The following is a 24033-nucleotide window of genomic DNA, read 5'->3' as shown; positions in this document are numbered from 1 at the left end:
CCAAATTACCATCATACTAGTTACAAATTTTCACGCAACTTCCAATACCAACAATACTATATGGGTGCAGTAATCATTTTATATCCAATTAAAATACCGCTCCGCTTTTGGTTTCCTCACTCGAACCAACGATTTTTTTCTGTTTCCAGATAACTTCCTGAAATAGAATCCCCACCGTGCCAATCACCGTCAGAACTATTCCAATCCACCTGAAAGCGATTAGGACACCAAACAATTCGATAAGAATTCCCCCAAGAAGAGGACCAACAATAAACAAAATACTTAAAGTAGAATCCACGATTCCTGAAACCCGTCCGATTGCATCTTTAGGTGGTTCTTTTTGAATAAGATAGTTTACTGCAGTAAAAATAACCCCATTTCCGATGCCCCCGATTAACGCAAAACCAATTGCCACAACCATAAAACTGTAATCCCCAAGAAACCCTAACCCGCCTGTCATGATTCCGATAAGCAAACTTCCACTACCAAAGTACCACCCATACTTATAGATAGCTCCGATTCTATTCAGAAGCAGTACAACGAGTAACGAGCCGATTCCGATCGCAGAAATCGCCCAGCCCGTCATTTCCTTTTTGTCTGGAAAGACCTCACTGAACAATGTGACGAACTGTGCATCGATCATTTGAATGGTAAGCGTGCTCACGACCCCAAACAGAATGCTCGCTGTAAGGATTCTACTCTGAAATACAATCCTCCATCCTTCCTTCCAAGACTCAAAGAATCCAGACTCGTTAATAGAAAGAGACTGCTCTTCCCTCTCAACCTCGTTGTTCTTCAAAGTGATTCCCATCAAAACCAATCCAGATATAGCAAAGGAAACGGCATTTATAACAATTGAAAAATCAGGCGAAAGCACACCTGCAACAGAACCTCCTAGGAGAGGACCGACCACCTTCACGAGCTGAAATAAACTACCGTTTATCGTCACGGCCTTCATGATATCTTTTTCATCTACGATACTTCTCATCAGCCCTTGCTGTGCGGGAAGACTGACAACCCCCACAGTGTTACGAAGCAGGAGCACGGGTAATGCGAGCAGTGGTGAAGGAGTAAAAACAAGTAAAAATGTAAGTCCTGCTCGTATCCAGTCAGAAGTGATGAGAATTCGTAACTTATTCTTCCGGTCCGCAAACACACCTGCGAACTGCCCTAACAAAATACTCGGGATCGCATACATCACTGGGATGAGAGCAATCATGATCGGATCTGCCTTCCACGTGTAGCGAAACAAAATGAGCACTGCAACAAAATCAAACCAGTTTCCAAAGTTTGAAAGCGTATTGGCTGCAAAAAAACGTACAAAGTTCCAATCTTTCCAAAGAGTTTTCCTTTTCTTCACATCCGTTACCTCCCTTTTCTTGGAGTATAACGAGTGAATGTCAGAGGAATATCAGAGGGGAAATTTTAGTTAAGATGAAACGCTAGCATGCTCTCAATCTTCCGTTCAAGAGAGGCAAACTTGTATTGTTCCGCATAGCTTTTCCATATTTGGTGATAGTGCTTTCCTAAGGACTCATTCTGAAACTCTTCAACAAAAAACACAATCGTCATTAAACTGATCAAAATACCTGGTACATATTTCGCTTCCTTGAAAAGGAGTATTCCTTGATCAAAGTGTTCCTCCGCGTTATCAATGTTCTTAGAAGTAAGACACTGTACACCCTTTATGATTGTAAAACTCGCTTGTTCTCTTGAGAAGGGATACCGAAGGAGCAGTTTCTCCATCTCCTCCACTTTGGTCTGAATGACTGAAGGGTCCCTTTTTAAAAAAGCGAGGTAGATTTCGGTTAGAAACAGCATCGGAATGAATCCCTCAAGCTCCCGTTCATGTACCTCTTTTTTTGAATTGAGAAGAAGCCTTTCCGCTTCATCAAGCTGTTTTGTAAGAATCAATAATGACAAGCGGTTCAACAGTCTAATTTCAAGCCGGTGGTGCTCTGGCAGTTCTTTAGCGTCCAAAGCTTTCGTGAAATAAGCGAGACTCTTCTTTTTATCACTAGTTATGTAGGAATACAGATGAAGAAGGTAGTAGCATTTCTCCCAAAATGAAACTTCCTCCGTGTCGAGGAAAGACTCGAAATCGCCTTTCATAAAACGAAGGTAGAGCTTACTTTGAAGATCGAGCTCAAAACCAAACACAGCCTGGTTTTCTTCGAGTAGCTTAAGCGCATCGCCTTGTCCATAAAGGTGATATTTGTGAAAAAGTGTCTTCACATTGGAGTACACTTCGTCGTCATGTAACAGTGGACTACTATGTACATTCTTTTGAACCTGAAGTCTGTATCCCTGTCCCCTCACCGTTTCAATAGTTATTACAGATGATAGTGGAGATAGCTTTTTCCTCAAGCGGTAAACATGATCATCAACGGTTCGATCAGTCGGTGCTTCCATCGCCCAAACAGCTTCGAGAAGCTGGTCTCTGTTAAACACCTGGGCTTGCCGCTCATATAAATAGAGGAATAACTGAAACTCCTTAGGTAGCAAATCGATCTCTTCAGAACGATACCTCACCTTACGATCACCTTTTAGTATTTGTATGTTTTCCATCCTCTCACCTGCAATTACTGATTTCATGCATTCCTCCAAGAATAATACACAAAGTTTACCTGTTCTCCATTCATGCTAAAACACTCCTCATCGTGACCAACACGATTGAACCCGCTCTTTTCCAACACTTTTTGTGAAGCGATGTTATTTGAAGTCGTCTTCGCATGCACTTCTTCAATCTCAGACACCTTCACCTCATCGATCAAAAGCTTCAATGCTTGTTTCGCAACCCCCATGCCCGTATAGTCGCGCCCGATTCGATAACCAAGATCGAAGCGATTCTCTTCCTCACAAACTAAGTTGATCCGCCCAACAATGTTATTTTCTCGATCTCTAATCAAGTAAAAAGACGTCCGGCCTACGCTTTGCTCCTCAAGTAGAGCGTTATGCCTTTCTAGAAAACGATCAAACTCATAATACTCATCTCCACGGGTTGGTACCATCTCTTCAAAATACGCTCTATTCGCAACTTCGAATCGAAACAAGTCATCTTTATCTAGAGCAGATAGTTTATCAATCCTAATCTCCATCACTACCCGCAACCTCTTCATAAAAGATTATCCTATTAGAAAATGGATCAAGGACCGTCATTTCGATCGTCCCCCACGGTTTCTTTTCAATGCTTGGGTTAGCAAAGGCATAGTCTTTGTCTTGAATCGCTGCATGATACTCTTTCAGGTCGATCTTATTGATTCGAATCGCACCACCTGGCGTGGCATCCCCATGATGTTCTGAAAGGTGAAGCACGGCGTCATCCTTTGAAACTTGAACATACAATGGCAAGTTTTCCGCAAACCGATGCTCCCAGTCAACTTGGAAACCAAGAAAGTCTACGTAAAAGGCATGTGCTTTTTCACTATCAAAGATTCGAAAAATCGGTGTGATCATGTTGAATCATCCTTTCTAAATTAGTGGTCAATTCGGCTATACTGCCTGTTTCATTTCCGCAAGTTCTCTCCGTTTATCAAGAGCTGGCGTGATCAGATGATAAATAAGTGTACCTACTAGTCCAATACCTAGGATCATCCATGCCATAACAACTGAAGGTAGAATCGCCCCAAGAGTGACTGTCACTGAAGCAATTAACATCGAAAGATTGAATTTCAAACCGTTGAACGCCATGTAAGAACTCCTCGCATCGTCAGGTGGAATGGAAGCCATGTAGGATTGCTCTACTGGCACCCGAAACACTTCACCTACTGTAAGGACCGCCATCATCACAAACAGTATCATCAAGTTGTTTGAATAAGCGAGAGCACCGTAACCCACAGTAAACATCAAGCAGCTCAACACGAGGACAGACTTATCCTGAAGCTTATGTGGAATGCGCGTAATGAATAGCATCAGAAGCACAACCATGATCGTATTTTCACTCCGAAGAAATCCCATGGTTTTCACCCCATCAATTTCCCATAACAGAAACTGCTGCGTCTCCATTTCTTCACTAAGCCTGATCCCTATATAGTTCGTAAGCTGAAACTCTAGTGAAAGAATCAATACGCCAGCGATCGTAAACATCACGAACAACTTATCACTCAATACGCTTTTATATGTAGCAAACAACTGAAGAACATGCTGATGAGGCTTGAGGTTCGAAGCAGTTGGTACATGACTTTCTTCAATGAAGAATGCGACTAAGATCACAACGACCATAGCCGATACACTCAGTCCCATGAATAACTGAAACAAATAGTCTTTGAAAAGAAAAGCGCCTATAATTCCTCCAATAGCGATAGACAAGTTGTTTGCCCAGTATGTGATCGAATACATTAACTTCCGCTGAGGAGGTGTACTAACATCGATCAACATCGCCTGGTTTGCAGGACCAGCGAGTCCCCAGCTGATACTATTCACCGTCATCATGGCAAAGGTGATCGAAGCTGATTCAAACCAAGGTGAATTGCATACCATCATTGTGGTAAAAGCAACTAATCGCAGGATTTCAGCAACTAGCATCATGTTCTTACGACCGAACTGATCGCCAAAATACCCTCCTACAAATGTGATCCCTATCCCTACAAATACGTTAATAAGTAATAGAATCCCTGCAATCTTCGCGCCAAAATGGACAGCTAAATAGATCGACATAAAAGGGAAAATCATACTTCCGATAAAACGGCTTATAAATGACTCAATGATTCGGATCTTGATGTTCTTGTGAAAATCTCTAAACCTCATAACAACCTTCTTTCTACTCTTTCGAATGGTACAATAATTTGTTTGATACAGCTGATTCGTATGATATAAAAATAGACGAATGGCTTTCTCCAATTGGAAAAAGTTGATAATAGTAGTTTACCAAACTTTCAGACTGTTGAAAGCAGGAAACAAAAAACGAGCTGAAAAAAAGAGCTTCGAAGCAACATGCTTCAAAGCTCTTTCGATTCACCCCACAGACGGAATCTCAGGTTCGATAAACTTCTTCCCCTTTTCATAGATCACACTTTCTGGAAGTGTTTGAATCGCTTTTTTCATCATTCTGTTTCCGTTCGTTACTTGCACGATGATTTCTTCATCAGCCTCTAGTTCATCACATACACGTTCCATAAATTCATTTCGTTTTTTATTGTTAACATAGGATTCTTCTAGTTCTACTGTGAGCACGTAGACCTTTTGATCAGGAAAGTGTGTGACCACTTTTTCAAACAAGTGAGCGACACGCACTTGTGGAAATAAGCGAAGGTATTGAGAGATCATCCTGGCGATTTCAGTTTTCAACACTGGTAAAACATAGTGATCGCCTGCCACAACTTCATTTCGCTCCTGATCTGCCTTCTCTACTAAATCGCTCCATTCAGCTGCACGTTCATCAAGAGTGAGAATCTGTTCATGAAGACCCTTTGATTCATAGTAGTTCGCCATTAGGGATAGCGCGTCGAGACCAACTCTGTAGTCTCGTTTCATCGCTTCTTCCAAGGGCTCGAATCCCTTTTCATCCTCACTTTCAAAGTAAGCATTCCCAATCCCCATCAACACCGTTACGTTCAATTTCGCTTCAGGGTAGGTGGTTAACAGCTGCTCATAAACCGGTAGCGCTTTTTTCGGTCCGTACACATCTTCGAAAAGGGTGGTTCTTTTGATCGCATCCTCTAAGGACAGTGTAGAGTTTGCACCTAGCTCTTCAAGCTCTAGCTTCATTTGTTGTTTTTCATACTTACGTTCTTTCCAATCTTCTTTCTCGACTCGAACGAAAACATCATCAAAGAACTCGATGAAATGATCTTTATCTTCTAGATAAAAATCTGCGGCCGGGTAAGTGACAACGATTGATGGGACCTCATTCATCTCGACCGTTAACGCTTGAAGACGTTCCGTTAAGGAAGGATGTGTATCATGAACAGATGCTACTCGCTTTATCGCCTTGTTCCAACTCTTTTCGTTTCGAACGGGATCATGGTAATCGAGCACTTGCTGAACGCGACGAAATGGACGAGGACACTCTTTTTCTTCTAGCCCTTCATCATACAACCTATCCCAGAACTCATCGTAAAGATACGCTTTTATTTCTGTCACCACTAATGCTTCCGCAACGACGTGCGGCTCGGTATAGTGACTCGAAAAACAATCAGCTGCGTGTTCCTCTTGTTTTGCTAGCGCATGTGAATACGCATCAAAACGAGGGACAAACCAGCGGAAAAACCACCTGAACAAGAACCCGCCCCAGACTTCCGATTCTTCAAATTTCTCTAGTAAATTGATCCACGTTTCACGTACACGATACAACCATGTTCCGAATTGGCCATGCTTATTTGCTAGGTGCCCCATTTCATGTGCGATAATCGCATCGAGATGATCTCTTGACATTGCCTGCATAAGCGGTAGACCGAGGACGAGGTAGTTTTTGTACCAGCCGAATACGCCCAGTCTTGGATGTTGCACGATACTCGCGTTGTATTGATTCGTTAATAGCACTTCATGCACGGTTTTGGTTTTGTATTTATGTTGAATATCACGAATGGTTACGAATAGATCAGGTGCGTCATCTTCTGATAGGGTAACCCCTTCAGGATGTTCGAACCGTACCCATAGTGCACGTGTCATGATGATTCCTAAGACTAGTGTAATAAGCCCAAATTTCATCCCACCAAAAGTAAAGGATCCGCTAACAAAGTTCACGATCGCAAATGAAAACAAACCTAAAATCAGGCCAAACATCAAGAGAAGGTAGCCATATCCGATTAATGAAAATGCAGCTACCTTCCTCTTGTAGGAGGCTCGGTTTTCTTTTGCTTCGATTTCCTTTTCCTTAACGAGCTTTTCAAACGCAACATTCGTCATACCTCTATCTCCCTCATCGTAATTGAGCTAATTATATCAGGAGATTCTGGAATTAAGATGGGCACATCTACCCATCTGTGATCGGCTTAGATAAACTTTTTTCTCGCTCTAATCTTCTTCTTCCAACGTTAGTCCATCCTCATACTTCCGACTCATCACCTTTTTCGTTTTACGGTATTCTTTCGACTTGAAGATGATATCGAAATCGTAATCCTCTGGATAGAGATCACTTGCTGAGATGTGCAGCTTTAGCCGTTTATAGTTGAAAGACTTTTTCTCTCCCTGAACCTGGACGATATAGTTCCCTAGATCATCAGGTCCTTTGTACACGATGCCCATCTCTTCTGTTGCCTGAATAATCACATTGTCACCTTGATGGAAGAGCGTTACTTCTGCTTTCTCTTCCTTCTTCGCCGTTTTTCTACCATAGCGATTCACCGTTACTTGCTGCTGATAATCAGTAGTAGTAAGTTCGCTTTTGTCTACTTCGAATTCCTGCTCTTCGTTATACGTGATCTTGCTCGCATGCTTCAAAATATCTGGGTGTAACCCGAGCTTATGAGCGATTGCAAAAGCCTGACTTTTCCCAGTCGTATCTAATAACAGTTGATATGTCGGCTTCAGCGTCTCGAGATCGAACTCCATCGCACCATTGATAAACCCATCTTTCTCTTTCGCATACTGTTTCATCTCACTATAATGCGTCGTCGCGAAAATCGTTGCCCCTTTGGCTGCAAGCTGATCGAGAATAGCCGTTGCGAGTCCCATCCCTTCACCAGGATCCGTCCCAGAACCGATTTCATCTAAAAGAAGTAACGAATGATCGTTTGCTTTTCGTAAGATGTCGATGAGGTTAACCATACGAGAACTGAACGTGCTCAAGTTCTCCTCAAGGCTTTGACCATCACCAATATCAACGAAAATCTGTTTATAGATTGGCAGCGTAGACGTCTCTTTTGTCGGAATCGGAATGCCGCACTGCGCCATTATACAGAGAAGCCCAACCGTTTTTAACGTTACCGTCTTTCCTCCTGTATTTGGTCCCGTGATGAGAAGAGCTTGCTCGCCTTCCGTCATTTTTAACGATAGCGGAACTGCTTTTTCACCTAATAGCGGGTGTTTTGCCGCTTTGATATCGATTCTAAAGTCGCTTGAGAACGCTGGCGTCTTGCCATCAATTCTTCTGCTGTATTTTGCTTTTGCGAAGATGATATCGTACTGATGCATCGTTTCTAGCGCAATGTTGATTTCGCGTTCACAAGCGAGCACTTCTCCAGTCAATCCATATAGAATTTGTTCCACTTCTTGCTCTTCCTGTAACGCGAGGAGCTGAAGGTCATCATGGATAGCCGATAATTCATTCGGCTCGATGAAAAGCGTTGCGCCTGATGACGATTGATCGACAACGCTCCCTGTAACCTTCTTGCGATACTCCCGTTTGATCGGAAGCGTCTGCCGTCCATTCTTCTCGACTGGACGAGCTTCCTGCATCCATTTCGCGTATTTCTTTGCGAGTGTCTCGAGACGTTCTTTTAGCTTCTCTTTTTTCACGCTGTATTGTTTTCTCACCTTCAACAAATTCTTTGATGCATAATCATCAACCTGACCATGCTTGATCACAGCATGAATCTGTTCCTCTAACGAACTTAAGTCCTCGATTGACTCAGCATACAAACTGATCGTTGGAGCGACCGTTCCTTTATCCTTCATAAACCGCTTAAGCTTCGTACAATGCTCTAAAAACGAAACGACTTCAGTAAATTGAATCGCTCGAATAAAAAGTCCTTTTTTCCCCTGATCTATAAGCAGACCAATGTCGTTCAAACTGTGGAGCGGAACGCTTCCACTCACGTTCAAGATCGCAATACCCTCTTCGACTTCTTCTAACCACCTCTCGATTAAGGTTTGGTTCGTCGAAGGCTTCAGGTTCCGGATCGATTCTTTTCCTCTATTTGTTAAGGCGGATGACCTGATCGCTTCAATAATTTCGTTGAATTCTAGTGTTTCAATTGTTTGTGTATTCATGTTCTCCTCCTATAAAAAAAGCCACGACAAGCTTGTTAGCTCATCGTGGCTCATGATAAACAGATGGATTCTAGACGAATCCCCTTTTTACCGCCCGAGACATCAAAAAAGCTATGACTGAATAAGCTCAGTCATAGCGTTCTATGATGAAAAATCAGCTATGCTTATGCTTGTTCTTAACTGCCCTGTTGCTCCATAACGAAGTAAACGTCCCTCTGGCACGTTTTTTCTTCATTACAACAGGTGCTATCCAATTCGTGGATTAGTTAAGAACAACCACACTCATACATCATTCTCCTATTCTTGTTTAGGCGGTAAAAAGTTCTGTTATTGCTTATTATGATATTCGACCTTATCTTTCTTGTCAAACTGTTGAAAGAAAATTCACTTCAATCCAATACCACATAAATTCAATCCCCAGCATCAAAAAAAGGATGACGCCGGTAAACAGAAAGAGGTTGAATGGTTTCTTCCCTTCCTCTCGTTTCAATGCTTTTTCTATCCCAAACATTAAAAACAATGTCGCTAATAACAAAACTTTAAGGTTCATATTCATTTCGATTCTTTCAACGAATAAATCATACATCCCAACACTGAACGCAATGATGGCAATGATGATATTTACTGCTTTTAGTACGGTAATAACTAATTCTCCTTCCCTCTCTCGCTAGCTAGATTAACGACTAATCTGCTTTATCCAGTAGAGCTGCACGTAGTACTTCTTCTACGAACCTAACCTTTCCATTTGTATAAGATTTCTCTTCATCACTAAAATCATGAGCGAGCTTCGTTTTAAGCTGCTCATATTCTTTTGCAGTGTCGGCATGACCATTAGGATAATCACGAAACGCAAGATGCTTTTTCCACCAATCCCCCTCATATTCAACAACATGGAGAATGTGGGTTTTCGTCAACCTTTCTAAATCTGAAAACTTCGCAAACACGACTTTCCCTTCGATTTGGACGCCTGGTAGGTGGTAGTAATCATCTCGCTTCAATGCTTTTTTGTCAAAAGCGTCTACTTGCCCGATCTCTTCAACTCCAACGAGAATATCGATGATTGGCTTTGCTTTTATGTTATCTATCGCGGTACTACCAAACTGTTGAATATCGATAACGTACTCGCCGATATGTTGCTCCAGGATCTTTTTTTCTTGATGAAATAATTCTTTCCAATGGTGAGTGGGTGGTGCTAACCTGACTTCCCCTTTATCAAGTCCTAGCATCCTATACTCCTCCTTAAATCATTTTCAATTCACCTGATATGTAAACTAATCACTTCTCTCGTCTCGACATTCATCATAAATTCCATCGTATGAGGCGCTTCCCCGTAAGGATTCTCCACCGTTACTTGCCAAATGTGGTCGTCCTTTTCGATATCGATCATTGGCGTTTCTTTTAACGCTTCAACATACTCTCGTTCTGTCACCTCGATCGTTTCACCGTCTTTTTTCAAGAAGTACTCCCCGTTCGTTTCGTGACCGATCGCGTACCCATGATGCGCATTCAACCATTCAGAGATATCAGAAGAATCTTCTCTTGCTACACCTAGAACCGTTTCTTCTGTAACGTCATGGTATCTTTCTAACACGTCGAAAAGAAAATGCTCATGAACGTCGCAGTCTTGATCGCATATTTCCACAACGATCGCTTCAAAAGGCAAGTCATCATTCTCTACCTTGTGTTTCCCAGCGGTATCGATGATGTATTTCTCGGTATTTTCAACAGCGTAGTCTTCCCGCTCACCTGATGACCTTAACGTATAATAATTAGCACTCTCGTGGTTTAACATCTGCTCGTTTAGAAGATCAACCTGAGCAAGAAAGAACGTCGCTTCCCTCCATGTATTTGTATTTGATACTCCATTTGGTTCTTTTTCAAATCGCTTTCGTCTCACAATAAATTCTTTATCATCTTCCGACAGGGTAACATCATAGCTAACATCTTCCGGTCCATATCGATCCGTAACATGCATGGTGAGATCTTCAAAATCTCCAGCGCTACTTATGGTCATATCAAACTTTGAGATCCTCCCATTAAAATTCCTACCTTCTAATTCATTTTGTAAGTGGCGGAATTCCTCAACCATACTCCCCTTGTAGAAGTTCGTATTCTGTACCTCCACGGTTCTTGGCCATTCATAAACGGTCGTTTCGATGAATGGTAAAAGAAGCGATAAACAAAAAATAAGGAACCCAAAATAAGCAGCTCCTTTTTTTGCTTTGGTATTCGTCTTCAACGTTCTAGCAAACAATAAGAATATTAGAAACCCAAGAGGAAGAACGAGACGATCTAATTCCAACCGAAATTCACCTAGAATCACAAGACCGATGATCTTCAGCAATAAATAAGGCTCTGGCTCCTCTGATTTCCGATAAAACACGATAATTCCTACTACAGTCATGATAAATAAAAACGTATCGATCATACGACTAAAAACTTCCTCCTTAGACTCTAGTTCCTACACGCTAGATGATTTACTAGCCTTCTTTCGAAAATGGATATACAGCTGGTTCCCGATCATCATCATAAAGCCATAAACGATGGCGAGTATCGTAAACGATAGAAGAAAATCGTTCATGATAAGAATGATCCCTACGATGATAAAAAGAAGTAGAGCTGATAGATTCATAACCCAATAGAACTTAGAGAATGTTACCTTATTACTTTTACTACTCATCAGATTCAACTCCTCTATTTTTCCCAGCTTCATCCTTGGCACGCTCTAACACTTTCTTGATGAAGGGTTCCTTTTCACTTGTGTATGTAGGGCGGTCGTCTTTGTAACGAGATGCGAGAGTCTGCTTCAACTCTTCATATTCTTTCGCTAAAGCGGGATGTGCACGCAGGTAATCTCGAAATGCTAGTTTTTCCTTCCATTGAGATCCTCCATACTCGCACACATGAACATGCGTCTTACCGTTACCCCATCCTCCTTTCCTGAAAAACCGTCTGTCTTCAAGCTCAGGTTTATGGATATACTCGTAACCAGCTCGTTCTAGAGGTTCTTTCATGGAATCGACCTCATCTAAATGGTGAACACCAACGGCAATGTCGATGATTGGTTTTGCAGAAAGACCTTCGATCGAGGTGCTTCCGATATGTTCGATCGCTACGACTTTCTCTTGCACAGCATGTAGGATGGACTGCTTTTCCTCTTCAAACGTCTTTTTCCAAGTTACATCGTATTCAACAAGGTGAACAGTAGGTGTTTTCATAGCGATCCTCCAACCTGTATTTTCCATATAACTTCCACTTATTTACCATACCACAAATAGTAGTTTACGTTTCGAAGAAAAAGATAATAAAAAGGAAATGGAGGTGAAAGAATGTCGACATTCTTAATTGGAGCTACAATCGTATTTATCGTAATCAATCTATATTATTTCTTTACGAATAAGACCTACCGAAAGAGCACGTTTAGTTCTGCTCTTTTCCTTAAACTCGTTCTTGTCATGTTTAGTATGTTAGTAGGATTTGCAGTCATCTATTACCTTTTTTCATTGCAAGACGTCATTTTAGTGCAAAACTTATCTTCAATGAAACCGATTGAAATCACGTTCCTCAACCTGCTTTACTTCAGTGGTGAAACGCTCGTTTCCGTCGGGTACGGAGACATGCTCCCAGTCGGTCCTGCAAGGTTCTTCGCCATCCTAGAATTGATGCTTGGAATCCTATTGCCAACCGCATACTTCATGAAATCATTAGACCTTTCAAAGAAGTAAAAAGTGCCTGGCACTGCCCGAACGCGCTCGAACATTGTCGAACACCTCCTATATAAGCGAAACGATTTACAAATCTTATAAATCGTATTATGATACGTAAAGATTAATTCATACTAAACTTATAAGGATTGAGGTGTTTATTCGATGGAAGCCGTTACAAACGTAAAGAAAAGCTTATCAACAACGGTAGTGAAACCGTTGAATCCTATACAAAAACCGTTTGTTACTTTAGGGATTATTGCTTCGATCATCCTATTCACCATGATTGTGATGACCGTTTCTTGGACACAAGGAGTGCTCTTCATCATCGGTTTAGCATTAGGACTAACGTTATTACACGCTAGATTTGGTTTCACATCAGCGTTCAGAAGATTAACATCTGTAGGAAACGTTCAAGGGCTACAAGCTCATTTAGGTATGCTTGCCGTTGCGACGATTTTATTTGGAATCATTCTCGCAACAGGCTTTAGCTTCTCAGGCATTGCACCAACAGGCTACGTCTTCCCTGTCGGCGTCAGTGTCGTATTCGGTTCATTCCTATTCGGAATCGGCATGCAGCTCGGAAATGGCTGTGCATCTGGAACGCTTTATAATGTTGGGGGAGGAAACGCGCCACTCTTTCTAACATTAGTCGGATTCATCGTCGGTTCTACGATCGGTGCTCTACACTTCCCATGGTGGACGAGTGAGGCGATGCCTAGCCTCGGTGCGATCTCACTTGCTGAAACGACTGGCTTCGGCTATGTCGGAGGGGTGCTGTTGCAACTCGCAGTCTTTGCAGGTATTTACGGAATCACGGTTCAAATTGCTCGCAAAAAGAACCCTCCAAGCATGAAACCACTCCCAACGACGACAGGCTTGAAGAAGCTTTTCCGCGGGTCATGGCCATTGCTCGTTGCAGCGGTCGTGTTAGCTATACTAAATGCGTTAACACTCGCAGTTCGAGGAAATCCTTGGGGCATCACATCAGCATTCGCTCTTTGGGGCTCAAAAGTACTCATGTTCTTTGGCGTTGACGTAAGCAGCTGGGGATACTGGGCCGGACGTACACAGCAGCTAACAGACTCTGTGCTATTTGATTCCACTAGCGTGATGAACTTCGGCATTATCCTAGGCGCATTTATTGCAGCGACGTCTCAAGGTACGTTCAAGTTAAAAGCATTCACTCCAGGTGTAACGATGGCAGCGTTGATCGGTGGCGTCATGATGGGTTATGGTGCTCGCCTTGCATTTGGTTGTAACATCGGTGCTTACTTTGGAGGTATCGCATCCTTAAGCTTACACGGATGGGTATGGATGATCATGGCTCTGGCAGGAACCTACCTCGCACTCTTCATAAGGCCATTGTTCGGACTCTCCAATCCGAACCCAAAAGATTCAATCTGTTAACGACATAGTGCCTGTCACCACCCGGTTTTTGTCACAATTTGTCTCAATCGTTTACGTATGTTCATTTCAACTTGGGTCATCCTAATCGTTAGAGGTGATTCACATGAAATTGAATAAGAAAAGGTTCAGAAATCAACCAGGACCTATCAAGAAATCTTATACGAACGAAGTTGACTTAGTAGACACTAAGAAAGAACAAAGTGCGCAACAGGAAGCTAAAAAGAACCAATCTTGAAGGGAAGGCATAGCCATTAAGGGCTATGCTTTTTTTATGCATAGCCCTTTGATTTGATTAATACACCTACACGTTTAGTTACACTTCATTAATTCAGAATTGATTGAGACTGTGAACTAACCCCTATGTTAGAATGTATTGAATTACAGATTGGAGGGATGTTGATGGACAGTAAATCAGCATGGCTACTCATTGCCATCGGGGCTTCCCTATGGGGAGTAATCGGGGTTTTCGTAACGTACCTTTATGAAATAGGATTTACGCCGTTTGAAGTCGTCGCAATGCGTGTGCTCACTGCTTCCGTCTTCATGGTCCCTTATGTTCTTATAAAGAATCGTCATCTATTCAAAATAAAAGTAAAAGACTCCAGATATTTCATAGGTACCGGCATTATTAGTATCGTTCTATTCAATTGGTGTTTGTTCAGTTCTATGCAAGAGTCTTCTATTTCAATAGCTTTTATCTTGCTTTATACGGCTCCGGCGTTTGTGACGATCCTATCTCGGATTCTATTCAAAGAAGCACTGACCGCTCGAAAGGTTACAGCACTTCTGATTACGTTAATAGGGTGTTCCCTTGTGGTAGGCATTTTCTCTAGCTCCTCTGCATCCATTTCGCTCTATGGATTGATCGTTGGACTAGGATCTGGTTTTTTCTATGCACTATACAGCATATTTGGTAAGGCCGCCCTTTCGAAATATGACTCCTTAACCGTGACGGTGTACACGTTTCTTTTTGCTGCGGTCGCTATCGTTCCTTTCAGTGGGATAGGATCGAGGATTTCTACATTCACTGATTTAAAAGTGCTAGGACTCGTCATAGGCCTTGGCTTTCTTTCTACGATGCTTCCTTTTATTTTCTATACGAAAGGTCTTCAATATGTAGAGTCAAGCCGAGCCTCAATCATTGCAACGATCGAACCCGTCGTCGCGTCTGTTGTTGGCTTTTTCATCTTTAACGAAACATTGTCGTTGTGGCAGTATGTTGGAATGATCATGGTCATCAGTTCGGTTATCATCGTGCAGGAATCGAAGAAACGACATGCGACACTTTACCATAACGCTAATGCATAGGGATTAAGAAAAGCTTGAAAGGCTGCAATGCATTTCAAGCTCTTTATTTAATCACACTTCGTATTAACCTTGACCAAACGTAACAATGAGTGTCAAAAGCCCCATCGAAATTAAAATGAATAAACTGACGATAAACGTAACGACTGAGGCGAAAATGTGCTTCCTCTTTTTCGAATAATAAACAGCGCTCGCGATCGCCAATAGGAAAAAGATTGGCGATAACATAAATGCATAAGAGAACATGGTTACTAACGCAATAAATAAAAATAGCAAAGGCAACAGTTTCAACTCCTAAAGTACGGATTCCTAACTTATTCTACCATATTAAGAGCGCTACCCTTTCACAGGTAGCGCTCTTCGCCTATCATTTTAGTCTTTCTTCATTTCGTTGTGAAACCTTACTAGAGAAGCTGTTCCTCTAATGCCTCTGCTGCTGTTTTTAATTTTTGATTTTCCTTCAATAGTTGAAACAACCCTCTCATCACAAGCTCGTCCGGATTTGATTTTCTCGACTCCTCTGAGATGCGATTCGTCACTTCAAGGTTGTATTGCTTCTCCTCTTCAAGTGTATTAACCCGCTCGTAGATCGCTTTCCAGGCTTCCTCTCTCTTTTCAAACGACATGAACGCGCCTTCTCGGTCCATCCCTACTGAGAATGGACGCATCATGTCGTCATCAAGTAACGGACGGCTGTTTCCTGATAGGAAATCGTTCGCAAGAATATCGATTTGCCTTACGATATGTTGCCCAAGTTCTTTTGGACTGAGGTTACTTTCTGAAGAAATCATCAATCCGGTATACGATGTGTAGATCGACTGCGTCATCCACATTAAATCCCACTTATAAGGGGATATATTCTCACCATATAGATCGATCAAATTACGCTCGAGCCAGCTGAACAGCCTTCCTCTCATGCGGTGCCCCATACTTTCTAGCTTTTCACTACTTTGCGCGGTTTCCCCCCGCATGTGCATTTTCATATAAGACTTGTATTCAAGGATTCCTTCGAACTGAACCTGAAATTGCTTGGCAAATCGCTCGTAAGGAGGGAGGTCCCCATCAAGACCTATTACAAAAGCCCGTTCAAAAACAAGCTGCTGATAATGCTCGTAGATCGATATGATCAAATCTTCCTTTGATGGAAAAAATGAATAAAGCGAGCCTTTTGATATGCCAACGCTATCTGCAATTTGTTGCATCGATGTATGTGTATAGCCTTTGGCCCCAATGAGCTCAACGGCAGCTTCTAAAATTGCTTTCCTTTTATCCAACTTGTTCACCTCGACGTTCTCTTCGTGGACGACACGACATTGAACTAAATTATAACGTCTCTTCATAGAAAGAGCGAATTCAAAGATGTTTTCACTGATCCGTTACTAGTGATCCTATCGAGCACACTCGTATCTTGACATCTTCTATTATCAAGGTAAAATGACTAATGAGTCAAGAAGTTCAAAAGTTTATATTCAGGTGTATAGAGGGTATTAACCAAACTACATTGACCAATCAGTCGGAATTAATTTGAGGAGGTTCTATATGCTAAAGTGGATTTTACAACGATCAAAGCTATTCATCATATTCATCCTATTATTCGTCATCGTTGGCGTGTTTACATTCATCCAACTCCCCCAGCGTGAAATTCCAGAAACAACCATTAACATCGGGACGGTGAACACTGTCTATCCAGGTGCCACAGTCGATACTGTGGAACGATCCATCACGAATCCAATCGAGTCATCTCTCGATTCGATCGATGGCATTGCTGAAATCTCCTCTTCGTCTGCTGCGGGTTTTTCCACCATTGTTGTGGAAGTTGCAGATGGTGAAAGCAAGAAAGAAGTATTTAGTGACGTCAGACAGGCTGTCTCGGATGCTTCCACATCTTTCCCAGAGGATGCTTTTGAACCAGAAATAAACGAATCAACAGCCAAAATGCCAATTGTTTCGTATCATCTAACAAGTGATAATCGCGATAACCTCCTTTCCATACAAGAAGAATTAAACCGCTGGAAAGATGAAGTTAGCGAACTATCAGGCGTTTCAGGCGTTACGATAAAGGGCCTACCTGAAGAACAAATTGAAATAGTACTGAAACAAGATGAATTGAAAGAATCAGGGCTTACTGTTATCGATGTTCAAAACGCCATCAATAACGAGTATTACCCTACACCGCTTAGCAAACAGGAAATCGATGATGAACTCGTCCAACTTTCTGTTGAAAACTACGATTCGCTTGACCAGATGGAAGAACTTTTCGTTGGGAAGAATTCAGCAGGCGATTCTATTTTTCTTAAAGACATAGCAAGCGTCGAAGTGAATCCGAAAGAGCAAACAGACATCATCACATATGAAGGAAAACCTTCCATTTCGTTTACAGCGTTTGTAGAGCCTGGTGAGGATATTCCAACCGTTGATGAACGAGTGAGCGAAAAAGTAGACGAGCTCGCTGAAGGATTACCTTCTGATGTTGAACTAGAGTCATATTACTCTCAAGCATCGATCGTTACTGATATTTTCGATGGGCTTTTCCTTTCACTTGGGATCTCTGTCCTAGCTGTTATCGTTGCAACGTCACTCGGACTATCTGGATCAGGTGCACTTGTGGTTGCACTTGCTGTTCCGATCTCTGTCTTGATGGGATTCATTCCCTTACCATTCGCAGAGGTTGATCTTAACCAAATCTCAGTAATCGGTCTCATCATAGCGCTCGGAATTATCGTAGATGACTCGATCGTTATCAATGACAACATCCAGCGGAGATACAAGCTTGGAGATAAAGGATTGATGGGTGCTGTAAATGGCGTGAAAGAAATCTGGGTGTCGATCGTGACATCTTCACTCGCCATCGTCTTCACCTTCCTTCCACTCATTTTCCTATCAGGTGGGAACGGTGCGTTTATCCGCGCATTGCCGACTGTACTCATAACGACGATCGTAGCATCAACACTTGTTGCGCTTATTTTCGTACCGATCTTACGGTACTTCCTAAGCCAGAGATCGAAGAAACCAATGTCAGATGCACCTGGTCTTCTTGGAAAACCGTTAAACAAACTGGCTGACGTGTACGCAGATAAATTGCTTAGGAAATTTTCCAAAAAGCCAATACTCGTCTCAATTCTTGGACTAGTGTTCACAACTGCGATCTTCGGATTGGTTGTCTTAACACCGTTCGAATTCTTCCCTGCAGCTGATAAGGAAGAAGTGACGGTCGACATCACCCTGCCAATTGGAACGCCGATTGAGGAAACGCATGAAACACTTCAGGAGATAGAGGGTCGACTGAAAACAGACGATGGCGTTTATGAAACGAGCGTCTTTACAGGTACAGGAACACCTGGGCTATTTAATAGCTCACTATCAAATACCGGAGAAAACACAGGGCAGATCGTCGCGAGAGTCGACCGAGAAAATCAAACCACGCAAGGGTTGATCGACGACTGGACAGATAAGCTTCGTCAGGAATACCCTGATGCTAAGATCTTCATGGAGACGATCCAACAAGGCCCACCAGTTGGTGCTCCAGTGACTGTTTCTGTTTCTGGTCCTGAAATTGATAAACTAATCGAACTTAGAGATGAACTAACGAACGACATACAAAACCTAGAAACCGATCTCGTTGTGGACAATGTTGGTGATTTTGAACCGACGCTTAAGTATGTTCCAGATCGAGAAGCTCTTGAAGAAAACGGCATAACGGTCAACCAAATTAGTCAGCAACTCCGCCTTGCGACAGCAGGTATTCCGTTAAAAGCGTTCGACAATGGTGTTGTGAAACGAGATATGACCATCGTGCTCGAAGGTAGCGAAGAGAAGGTCGATCTAACAAACTTAGAGCTTCCAGCCGCTTCTGCAGGTGGGCCACCTGAACTCATTTCACTCGATGAGCTCGTTACAACAGAAAGAGATGAAAAGCTTCAAGTCATTCCTCACATTGATGGCGAACGCGCGATAACGCTTCGAGCTTTTCCAGAAAATGAAGAGAATTACAAAGCGAACGTAACGGAAATCGTCGAGGAACAGCGCGATGAGCTAGGAGCAGACTACAGCATCACACTTGGTGGCGAAAATGAAGCACAAAATGATTTCTTCGCAGAAATCACTGTCCTCTTCATTATCGTACTTTTCCTTGTGTATCTGTTGATCGCTCTTCAATTCAACTCACTATCCCTACCGTTCCTTGTACTTGTTGCAGTATATCTTGCAATCGCAGGTGCCATACTCGGTCTATTTGTAACCCAAACGCCAATCAGTTTCCTTGGTGTAATGGGAATGGTGTCGCTCACAGGGATCGTTGTTCGGAACTCAGTTGTATTAATTGAATTCATCGAGCAAGCACTGAAGAAAGGCATGGATGTAAAAGACGCTGTCATCGAATCTGGCCGCGTACGCTTACGCCCTATCCTATTAACAGCGATCACATCGATCGTTGCCTTGATTCCAGTTGCTGTATCAGGCGATGCACTCTTTACACCGCTCGCTGTTACGATCATTTCCGGTATCCTGTTCTCGGCAATTCTGACGCTGATCATGGTGCCGATGCTATACCTTGTTTTCTATAGATTAAGAAGACGAAAAACAGCTCAGGAAGAAGTATAACCTGCTTCAACCCATTGAAAGAGCCTAAGGAGAAATTCTCCTCAGGCTCTTTTTTCATTATATGGTAACAATAGCAAAACGTGCGTCTCCATCCTTTTCTTCCATTCCTTCCTCGTTTTCTAAATGAAATGACCCTACTAAGATGATTACATTGTTTTGATTCATACGCTTCTTCCTCCCTTTTTCAACCAAAAAAGCCACCATGCCAAACCTCACACCCATAATTCAAAACAGTCTAGACCTTTCGAACCAACAGCTAAATACTTTGAACTAAAAAGTTTCCATATCCTTGATTCTCTACTAGTTATTATTCATTATCTTCTGAAAATAATGAAGGGCTATGTAGAATTTTGTTGAATCTCCTCACTAACCCGGCTAAAGCTTTCGGGAAAAATTTAGAGGAGTGATCGAATCATGTTAAAGCAAGTCGCTGCACTCGCAACATCGGCAACACTATTATTCTCAAGTGCACTACCAGCATCAGCTGCGGAAACGGAAGGAAAAGAAGCACCATTCACGTATTCGAGTCAACAGCAAGTTGCACCACAGGAATTGATCGTCCATTTTAATGAATCAGTCAATTCTACATATGCAAAGGAGATCGTTAAAAAAGCTGGCGGAAACGTTATCGAAACAACGGATGACTTTTTCGTTGTAAAAGTGAACGGAAACTCAGCTCAAGCGATTAAAGCGTTAGAAAAGAACCCGAACGTTGACTATGCTGAAGAGAACTCCATGTTTCATGTGAGCTATACACCTAACGATCCATTCTTTAGTTCAGAACAATATGCTCCACAAAAGGTTAAAGCACCTGCTGCATGGGATGTATCGCAAAGCTCCTCATCTGTAAAAATCGCTGTGATCGATACTGGTGTTGATTACAACCATCCTGACCTTTCAGGTAAAGTTATCAAAGGTTATGACTTCGCTGATAACGACAACGATCCGATGGATGAGCATTACCACGGTACGCACGTAGCTGGTATTGCTGGTGCCAACACAAACAACGGCATCGGAATCGCTGGTCTTGCTCCAAATGCTTCTATCCTAGCAGTACGTGTTCTAGATGAAAGTGGTAGTGGTTCACTAGATGACGTTGCTCAAGGTATCCGCTATTCAGCAGATCAAGGGGCACAGGTTATCAACTTGAGCCTTGGTGGTATACTTGGATCTCAAACGTTGAAAGACGCAGTGAACTACGCATGGAACAAAGGCTCTGTGGTTGTAGCAGCTGCTGGTAACGAAAGCTCGCCGAAGCCAAGCTACCCTGCTTACTACTCGAACGCGATTGCAGTAGCAGCTACTGATCAAAATGATACGATCGCGTACTACTCTAACTACGGTACATGGGTTGATATCGCTGCACCTGGTTCTAGCGTTTACTCCACTATGCCTGGCAACAGCTATGACAACCTTTCTGGTACGTCAATGGCATCACCAGTCGTTGCAGGTGTAGCTGGACTACTCGCTTCACAAGGACGCAGCGCATCAGAAATCCGAACTGCCCTTGAAGAGACAGCTGATTATGTTACTGGAACGGGTACACTATTCCAGAACGGACGTGTTGACGCTGAAGGTGCAGTAAATTACTAAGCTTATCTGTTAATTAAGAGGATGCCATCGATTCGGCATCCTCTTTTTTCTTGGTAAACGGGAATCAATAGGTTATACATTTCGTCTCTCCATCTGTTGTAATTCCGAGGAAAACTGCCATGCCTATTGAAATTAATCCAAGGAAAACCAAACTCCACATAGCCATTTTTTGTTTATCATTGAAGTACAAGTGGACGAGTACAAAGTAGATTGGAGTCACAACAAGAAAGAAAATGACACCCCCAACCATGCTGTCAATTTCGCATTCCTTGTGTGGATACTCCACGATGAACGTAAGGATAAAATAAAGGATCCATGAAGCAAATCCAATCCATCCTAACCTAGTAAGTAATGTTTTTGTATTCATAAGCCTCCTATGTACGTATCTTTCCTGTGTATGTATGAACTCTTTCACGCTTCAGGTTCTACTACCATTTACGAAACTGGCTATCTATTCGTTTCATTTTTCTTCCAAGTGATAGTATGTGATAAAGTTTAAGGTAGATCGTAACAGGAGGGAAACGAATGAACCGATATGATCGTGACGATTCACCACACAAAGAACCTTTCAATGATGCGATGGATCACCTCTCAAAAGTTGAAGGGTATCCTACGAATCGAACGAGCTTCAGAAAGTTACCAAAGGGCATTCGGTATTTAGGGTATTTCTTTATCGCTTTCTTTTGCCTGATGATGGTTGTTGTTTACTTCAGTCAATTCTTTCAATAAGATAAATTTAGTATTAAAAGCGTTCTATTAAAATAAGTATCTTATTAAAGAGTTTGGAAACTAATGATATAGGAGACTTCACATGAGGGTAATGAAATCGTTACAAGCGTTCATTGACAAGCAGTACGGCGAGCCAACTGGGATTACAGGTATGTATCTTGGTGAAAAGATGGTGAAGCAGCATCGAATCGAGACAATGTGGACAATCGATCAACTAAACTTGGATCGAGATGAAACGATCCTAGAACTTGGATGCGGGGCAGGTTATGCGATTAAAATGCTTTGTAACGAAGAAGCTGTTTCGAGTATCCATGCTCTCGACCTTTCTTTTTCTGTTTTGAAGACAGCTGCAATTCGAAATCGGAAAGATGTCGATGATGGAAAAGTGACACTTGTTCAAGGGAATGTGAATTACCTTCCGTTTAAACAGGACTCCTTCTCCAAATTGTTTAGTATCCATTCGATCTACTTCTGGGACGACATTCCAAAAACTATTAATGAAATTCATCGAGTACTACAGCCAAAAGGAACAGTCATACTCACCTTATGTAATGGAATAAACGATAGCAAAAAGGGCGGCGTCACCAAAATGATCAATGAAGAAGTCATCCCATCTATGAAACTATGCGGTTTTAAACAGATAGACCTATTATCAGGACCTGAGTCAAGAGGGTATCACATGATTGCTGTTAAAGGTGTGAAGTAATAAAACTATAAAAAAGGCAAGCCCTCACTTTGAGGACTTGCCTTCAGGTTGTCGAGAAAGTCTCGACAACCTGTTTTTTTTGCCTTTTTTTATCTCGCCCTTTTGTTAAGCTATAGGTAGATTCTTTTTAGGCGGTGATGAAATGTTTCAATCTAAGAAAGATCGACAGAATGAATTAGAAATGGTAACCATTGATGAGCTTGTACCTGAAAACCACTTACTACGTAAGATCGACCACTACATAGATTTCTCCTTTATCCCTGAAAAAGTCCGTCCTTATTATTGTGAAGACAACGGGCGTCCATCCCTTGATCCCCTAGTATTATTTAAAATGATGTTTATTGGATATATTTATGGCATTCGCTCTGAACGCGAATTAGAGCGTCAGATTCAAACCAATGTCGCGTACCGGTGGTTCCTCGGCTTGAATTTAACCGACGCTGTCCCCCATCACTCTACAATAAGCCGGAATCGCAGAATGCGTTTTAATGAAACGAATATTTTCCAAGAGGTTTTTGATGAAATCGTCCACCAGGCTATGAACCATCGAATGGTATCAGGACGTGTTCTCTACACCGATTCCACACATCTAAAAGCGAGTGCGAATAAGAAAAAGTTCTCCAGGAAAGACGTTCATGTAGAAACAGCCGACTATATAGATGAACTCAATGAAGCAGTGGAACAGGACAGGTCCGATCATGGAAAAAAGCCTTTAAAAGAAAAGGAGGAGGTGAATAAGACGAAGGAAATTAAAGTCAGTCATACTGATCCTGAGAGTGGTTATTTATATCGAGAACATAAACCTGAAGGTTTCTTTTACTTAGATCATCGCACCACAGATATGAAATTCAACATCATTACCGACGTCCATATTACTCCAGGTAATATTCACGACTCCAAACCTTATTTACAGCGGTTAGACCGCCAGGTAAAACGCTTCGGTTTTAAAGTGGAAGCAGTCGGTTTAGATGCAGGATACTTAACAGCCCCTATTTGCCATGGACTCGAACAACGAAACGTATTTGGCGTTATCGCTCATCGTCGCTACCAAAGTAAAAAAGGATTTCTTCCGAAATGGAAATACAAGTATGATGAGAACCTCGATCGATATGTTTG

At 42.1% G+C, this 24033-nt stretch carries 24 protein-coding genes; 9 read left to right on the top strand and 15 right to left on the bottom strand.

The window, feature by feature from the left end; all coding sequences use genetic code 11:
- Positions 1 to 88 precede the first annotated feature (88 nt).
- The 12 genes from LCM09_RS07585 to LCM09_RS07530 form a co-directional block, all read right to left on the bottom strand.
- Positions 89 to 1360 (bottom strand): MFS transporter, encoded by a 1272-nt coding sequence (locus tag LCM09_RS07585; RefSeq protein WP_224880287.1) that lies wholly within the window; start codon positions 1358 to 1360, stop codon positions 89 to 91.
- 65 nt (positions 1361 to 1425) lie between these two features.
- Entirely contained in the window at positions 1426 to 2595 is a 1170-nt protein-coding gene (locus LCM09_RS07580) for a winged helix-turn-helix domain-containing protein (protein ID WP_224880286.1), read from the bottom strand.
- Positions 2592 to 3098 (bottom strand): GNAT family N-acetyltransferase, encoded by a 507-nt coding sequence (locus LCM09_RS07575; RefSeq protein WP_224882859.1) that lies wholly within the window; start codon positions 3096 to 3098, stop codon positions 2592 to 2594. Before LCM09_RS07575 ends, LCM09_RS07580 begins: the two co-directional genes overlap by 4 nt.
- Positions 3088 to 3456 carry a glyoxalase superfamily protein gene (locus tag LCM09_RS07570; protein WP_224880284.1) on the bottom strand — a complete coding sequence of 123 codons (369 nt, stop codon included), beginning with the start codon at positions 3454 to 3456 and terminating at the stop codon, positions 3088 to 3090. The genes LCM09_RS07575 and LCM09_RS07570 overlap by 11 nt, the downstream gene beginning before the upstream one ends.
- Positions 3457 to 3492: 36 nt before the next feature.
- Positions 3493 to 4746: an MDR family MFS transporter gene (locus LCM09_RS07565; protein ID WP_224880282.1), complete on the bottom strand. Its 1254-nt coding sequence runs from the start codon at positions 4744 to 4746 to the stop codon at positions 3493 to 3495.
- A 207-nt stretch (positions 4747 to 4953) separates the two neighbouring features.
- Positions 4954 to 6846: a M48 family metallopeptidase gene (locus LCM09_RS07560; RefSeq protein ID WP_224880281.1), complete on the bottom strand. Its 1893-nt coding sequence runs from the start codon at positions 6844 to 6846 to the stop codon at positions 4954 to 4956.
- 108 nt (positions 6847 to 6954) lie between these two features.
- A complete protein-coding gene (locus tag LCM09_RS07555) occupies positions 6955 to 8871 on the bottom strand; it encodes an endonuclease MutS2 (RefSeq protein ID WP_224880279.1) in 1917 nt (638 codons plus the stop codon).
- 364 nt (positions 8872 to 9235) lie between these two features.
- Positions 9236 to 9421 (bottom strand): hypothetical protein, encoded by a 186-nt coding sequence (locus LCM09_RS07550; protein ID WP_224880277.1) that lies wholly within the window; start codon positions 9419 to 9421, stop codon positions 9236 to 9238.
- 133 nt (positions 9422 to 9554) lie between these two features.
- A complete protein-coding gene (locus tag LCM09_RS07545; protein ID WP_224880275.1) occupies positions 9555 to 10097 on the bottom strand; it encodes a GrpB family protein in 543 nt (180 codons plus the stop codon).
- Positions 10098 to 10126: 29 nt separating this feature from the next.
- Positions 10127 to 11299, bottom strand: coding sequence for a hypothetical protein (locus LCM09_RS07540; protein WP_224880274.1), 1173 nt, complete (start codon positions 11297 to 11299; stop codon positions 10127 to 10129).
- Between the two features lie 33 nt (positions 11300 to 11332).
- A complete protein-coding gene (locus LCM09_RS07535; protein WP_224880272.1) occupies positions 11333 to 11551 on the bottom strand; it encodes a hypothetical protein in 219 nt (72 codons plus the stop codon).
- On the bottom strand, positions 11544 to 12089 hold the full coding sequence (locus tag LCM09_RS07530) for a GrpB family protein (RefSeq protein WP_224880270.1): 546 nt from the start codon (positions 12087 to 12089) through the stop codon (positions 11544 to 11546). The genes LCM09_RS07535 and LCM09_RS07530 overlap by 8 nt, the downstream gene beginning before the upstream one ends.
- Positions 12090 to 12200: 111 nt before the next feature.
- Between LCM09_RS07530 and LCM09_RS07525 the strand changes: the two genes are divergently transcribed.
- The 4 genes from LCM09_RS07525 (at position 12201) to LCM09_RS07515 (ending at position 15293) form a co-directional block, all read left to right on the top strand.
- Positions 12201 to 12596: an ion channel gene (locus LCM09_RS07525; RefSeq protein WP_224880268.1), complete on the top strand. Its 396-nt coding sequence runs from the start codon at positions 12201 to 12203 to the stop codon at positions 12594 to 12596.
- Positions 12597 to 12740: 144 nt separating this feature from the next.
- Positions 12741 to 13985 carry a YeeE/YedE family protein gene (locus LCM09_RS07520; protein ID WP_224880266.1) on the top strand — a complete coding sequence of 415 codons (1245 nt, stop codon included), beginning with the start codon at positions 12741 to 12743 and terminating at the stop codon, positions 13983 to 13985.
- 103 nt (positions 13986 to 14088) lie between these two features.
- Complete coding sequence (locus LCM09_RS20730) at positions 14089 to 14220, top strand: hypothetical protein (protein WP_263622896.1); 132 nt, start codon at positions 14089 to 14091, stop codon at positions 14218 to 14220.
- Between the two features lie 164 nt (positions 14221 to 14384).
- Positions 14385 to 15293: a DMT family transporter gene (locus LCM09_RS07515; protein WP_224880264.1), complete on the top strand. Its 909-nt coding sequence runs from the start codon at positions 14385 to 14387 to the stop codon at positions 15291 to 15293.
- Between the two features lie 63 nt (positions 15294 to 15356).
- Here LCM09_RS07515 and LCM09_RS07510 read toward each other — a convergent pair whose 3' ends face one another.
- Together LCM09_RS07510 and LCM09_RS07505 are read right to left on the bottom strand one after the other, a co-directional pair.
- Entirely contained in the window at positions 15357 to 15572 is a 216-nt protein-coding gene (locus LCM09_RS07510) for a hypothetical protein (protein WP_224880262.1), read from the bottom strand.
- Positions 15573 to 15694: 122 nt separating this feature from the next.
- A complete protein-coding gene (locus tag LCM09_RS07505) occupies positions 15695 to 16573 on the bottom strand; it encodes a TetR/AcrR family transcriptional regulator (RefSeq protein ID WP_224880260.1) in 879 nt (292 codons plus the stop codon).
- Positions 16574 to 16829: 256 nt separating this feature from the next.
- On the opposite strand from LCM09_RS07505, the gene LCM09_RS07500 reads away from it, so the two are divergent.
- Together LCM09_RS07500 and LCM09_RS07495 are read left to right on the top strand one after the other, a co-directional pair.
- Complete coding sequence (locus LCM09_RS07500) at positions 16830 to 19889, top strand: efflux RND transporter permease subunit (RefSeq protein ID WP_224880258.1); 3060 nt, start codon at positions 16830 to 16832, stop codon at positions 19887 to 19889.
- Between the two features lie 414 nt (positions 19890 to 20303).
- Positions 20304 to 21482 (top strand): S8 family peptidase, encoded by a 1179-nt coding sequence (locus LCM09_RS07495; protein ID WP_224880256.1) that lies wholly within the window; start codon positions 20304 to 20306, stop codon positions 21480 to 21482.
- A gap of 64 nt (positions 21483 to 21546) precedes the next feature.
- Here LCM09_RS07495 and LCM09_RS07490 read toward each other — a convergent pair whose 3' ends face one another.
- Positions 21547 to 21849: a hypothetical protein gene (locus LCM09_RS07490; protein ID WP_224880254.1), complete on the bottom strand. Its 303-nt coding sequence runs from the start codon at positions 21847 to 21849 to the stop codon at positions 21547 to 21549.
- A gap of 158 nt (positions 21850 to 22007) precedes the next feature.
- Between LCM09_RS07490 and LCM09_RS07485 the strand changes: the two genes are divergently transcribed.
- The 3 genes from LCM09_RS07485 to LCM09_RS07475 form a co-directional block, all read left to right on the top strand.
- On the top strand, positions 22008 to 22211 hold the full coding sequence (locus LCM09_RS07485) for a hypothetical protein (RefSeq protein ID WP_224880252.1): 204 nt from the start codon (positions 22008 to 22010) through the stop codon (positions 22209 to 22211).
- A gap of 82 nt (positions 22212 to 22293) precedes the next feature.
- Positions 22294 to 22917: a class I SAM-dependent methyltransferase gene (locus LCM09_RS07480; RefSeq protein WP_224880250.1), complete on the top strand. Its 624-nt coding sequence runs from the start codon at positions 22294 to 22296 to the stop codon at positions 22915 to 22917.
- A 142-nt stretch (positions 22918 to 23059) separates the two neighbouring features.
- Positions 23060 to 24033 (top strand): IS1182 family transposase (locus LCM09_RS07475; RefSeq protein WP_224880248.1); only part of this gene is annotated, 974 nt, incomplete at its 3' end.

Origin of the sequence: Guptibacillus algicola, from assembly GCF_020171805.1 — a bacterium.
GTDB lineage: Bacteria > Bacillota > Bacilli > Bacillales > Guptibacillaceae > Guptibacillus > Guptibacillus algicola.
The sequence above is the reverse complement of the archived record's forward strand: the minus strand, read 5'-3'. Positions and strand labels throughout refer to the sequence as shown.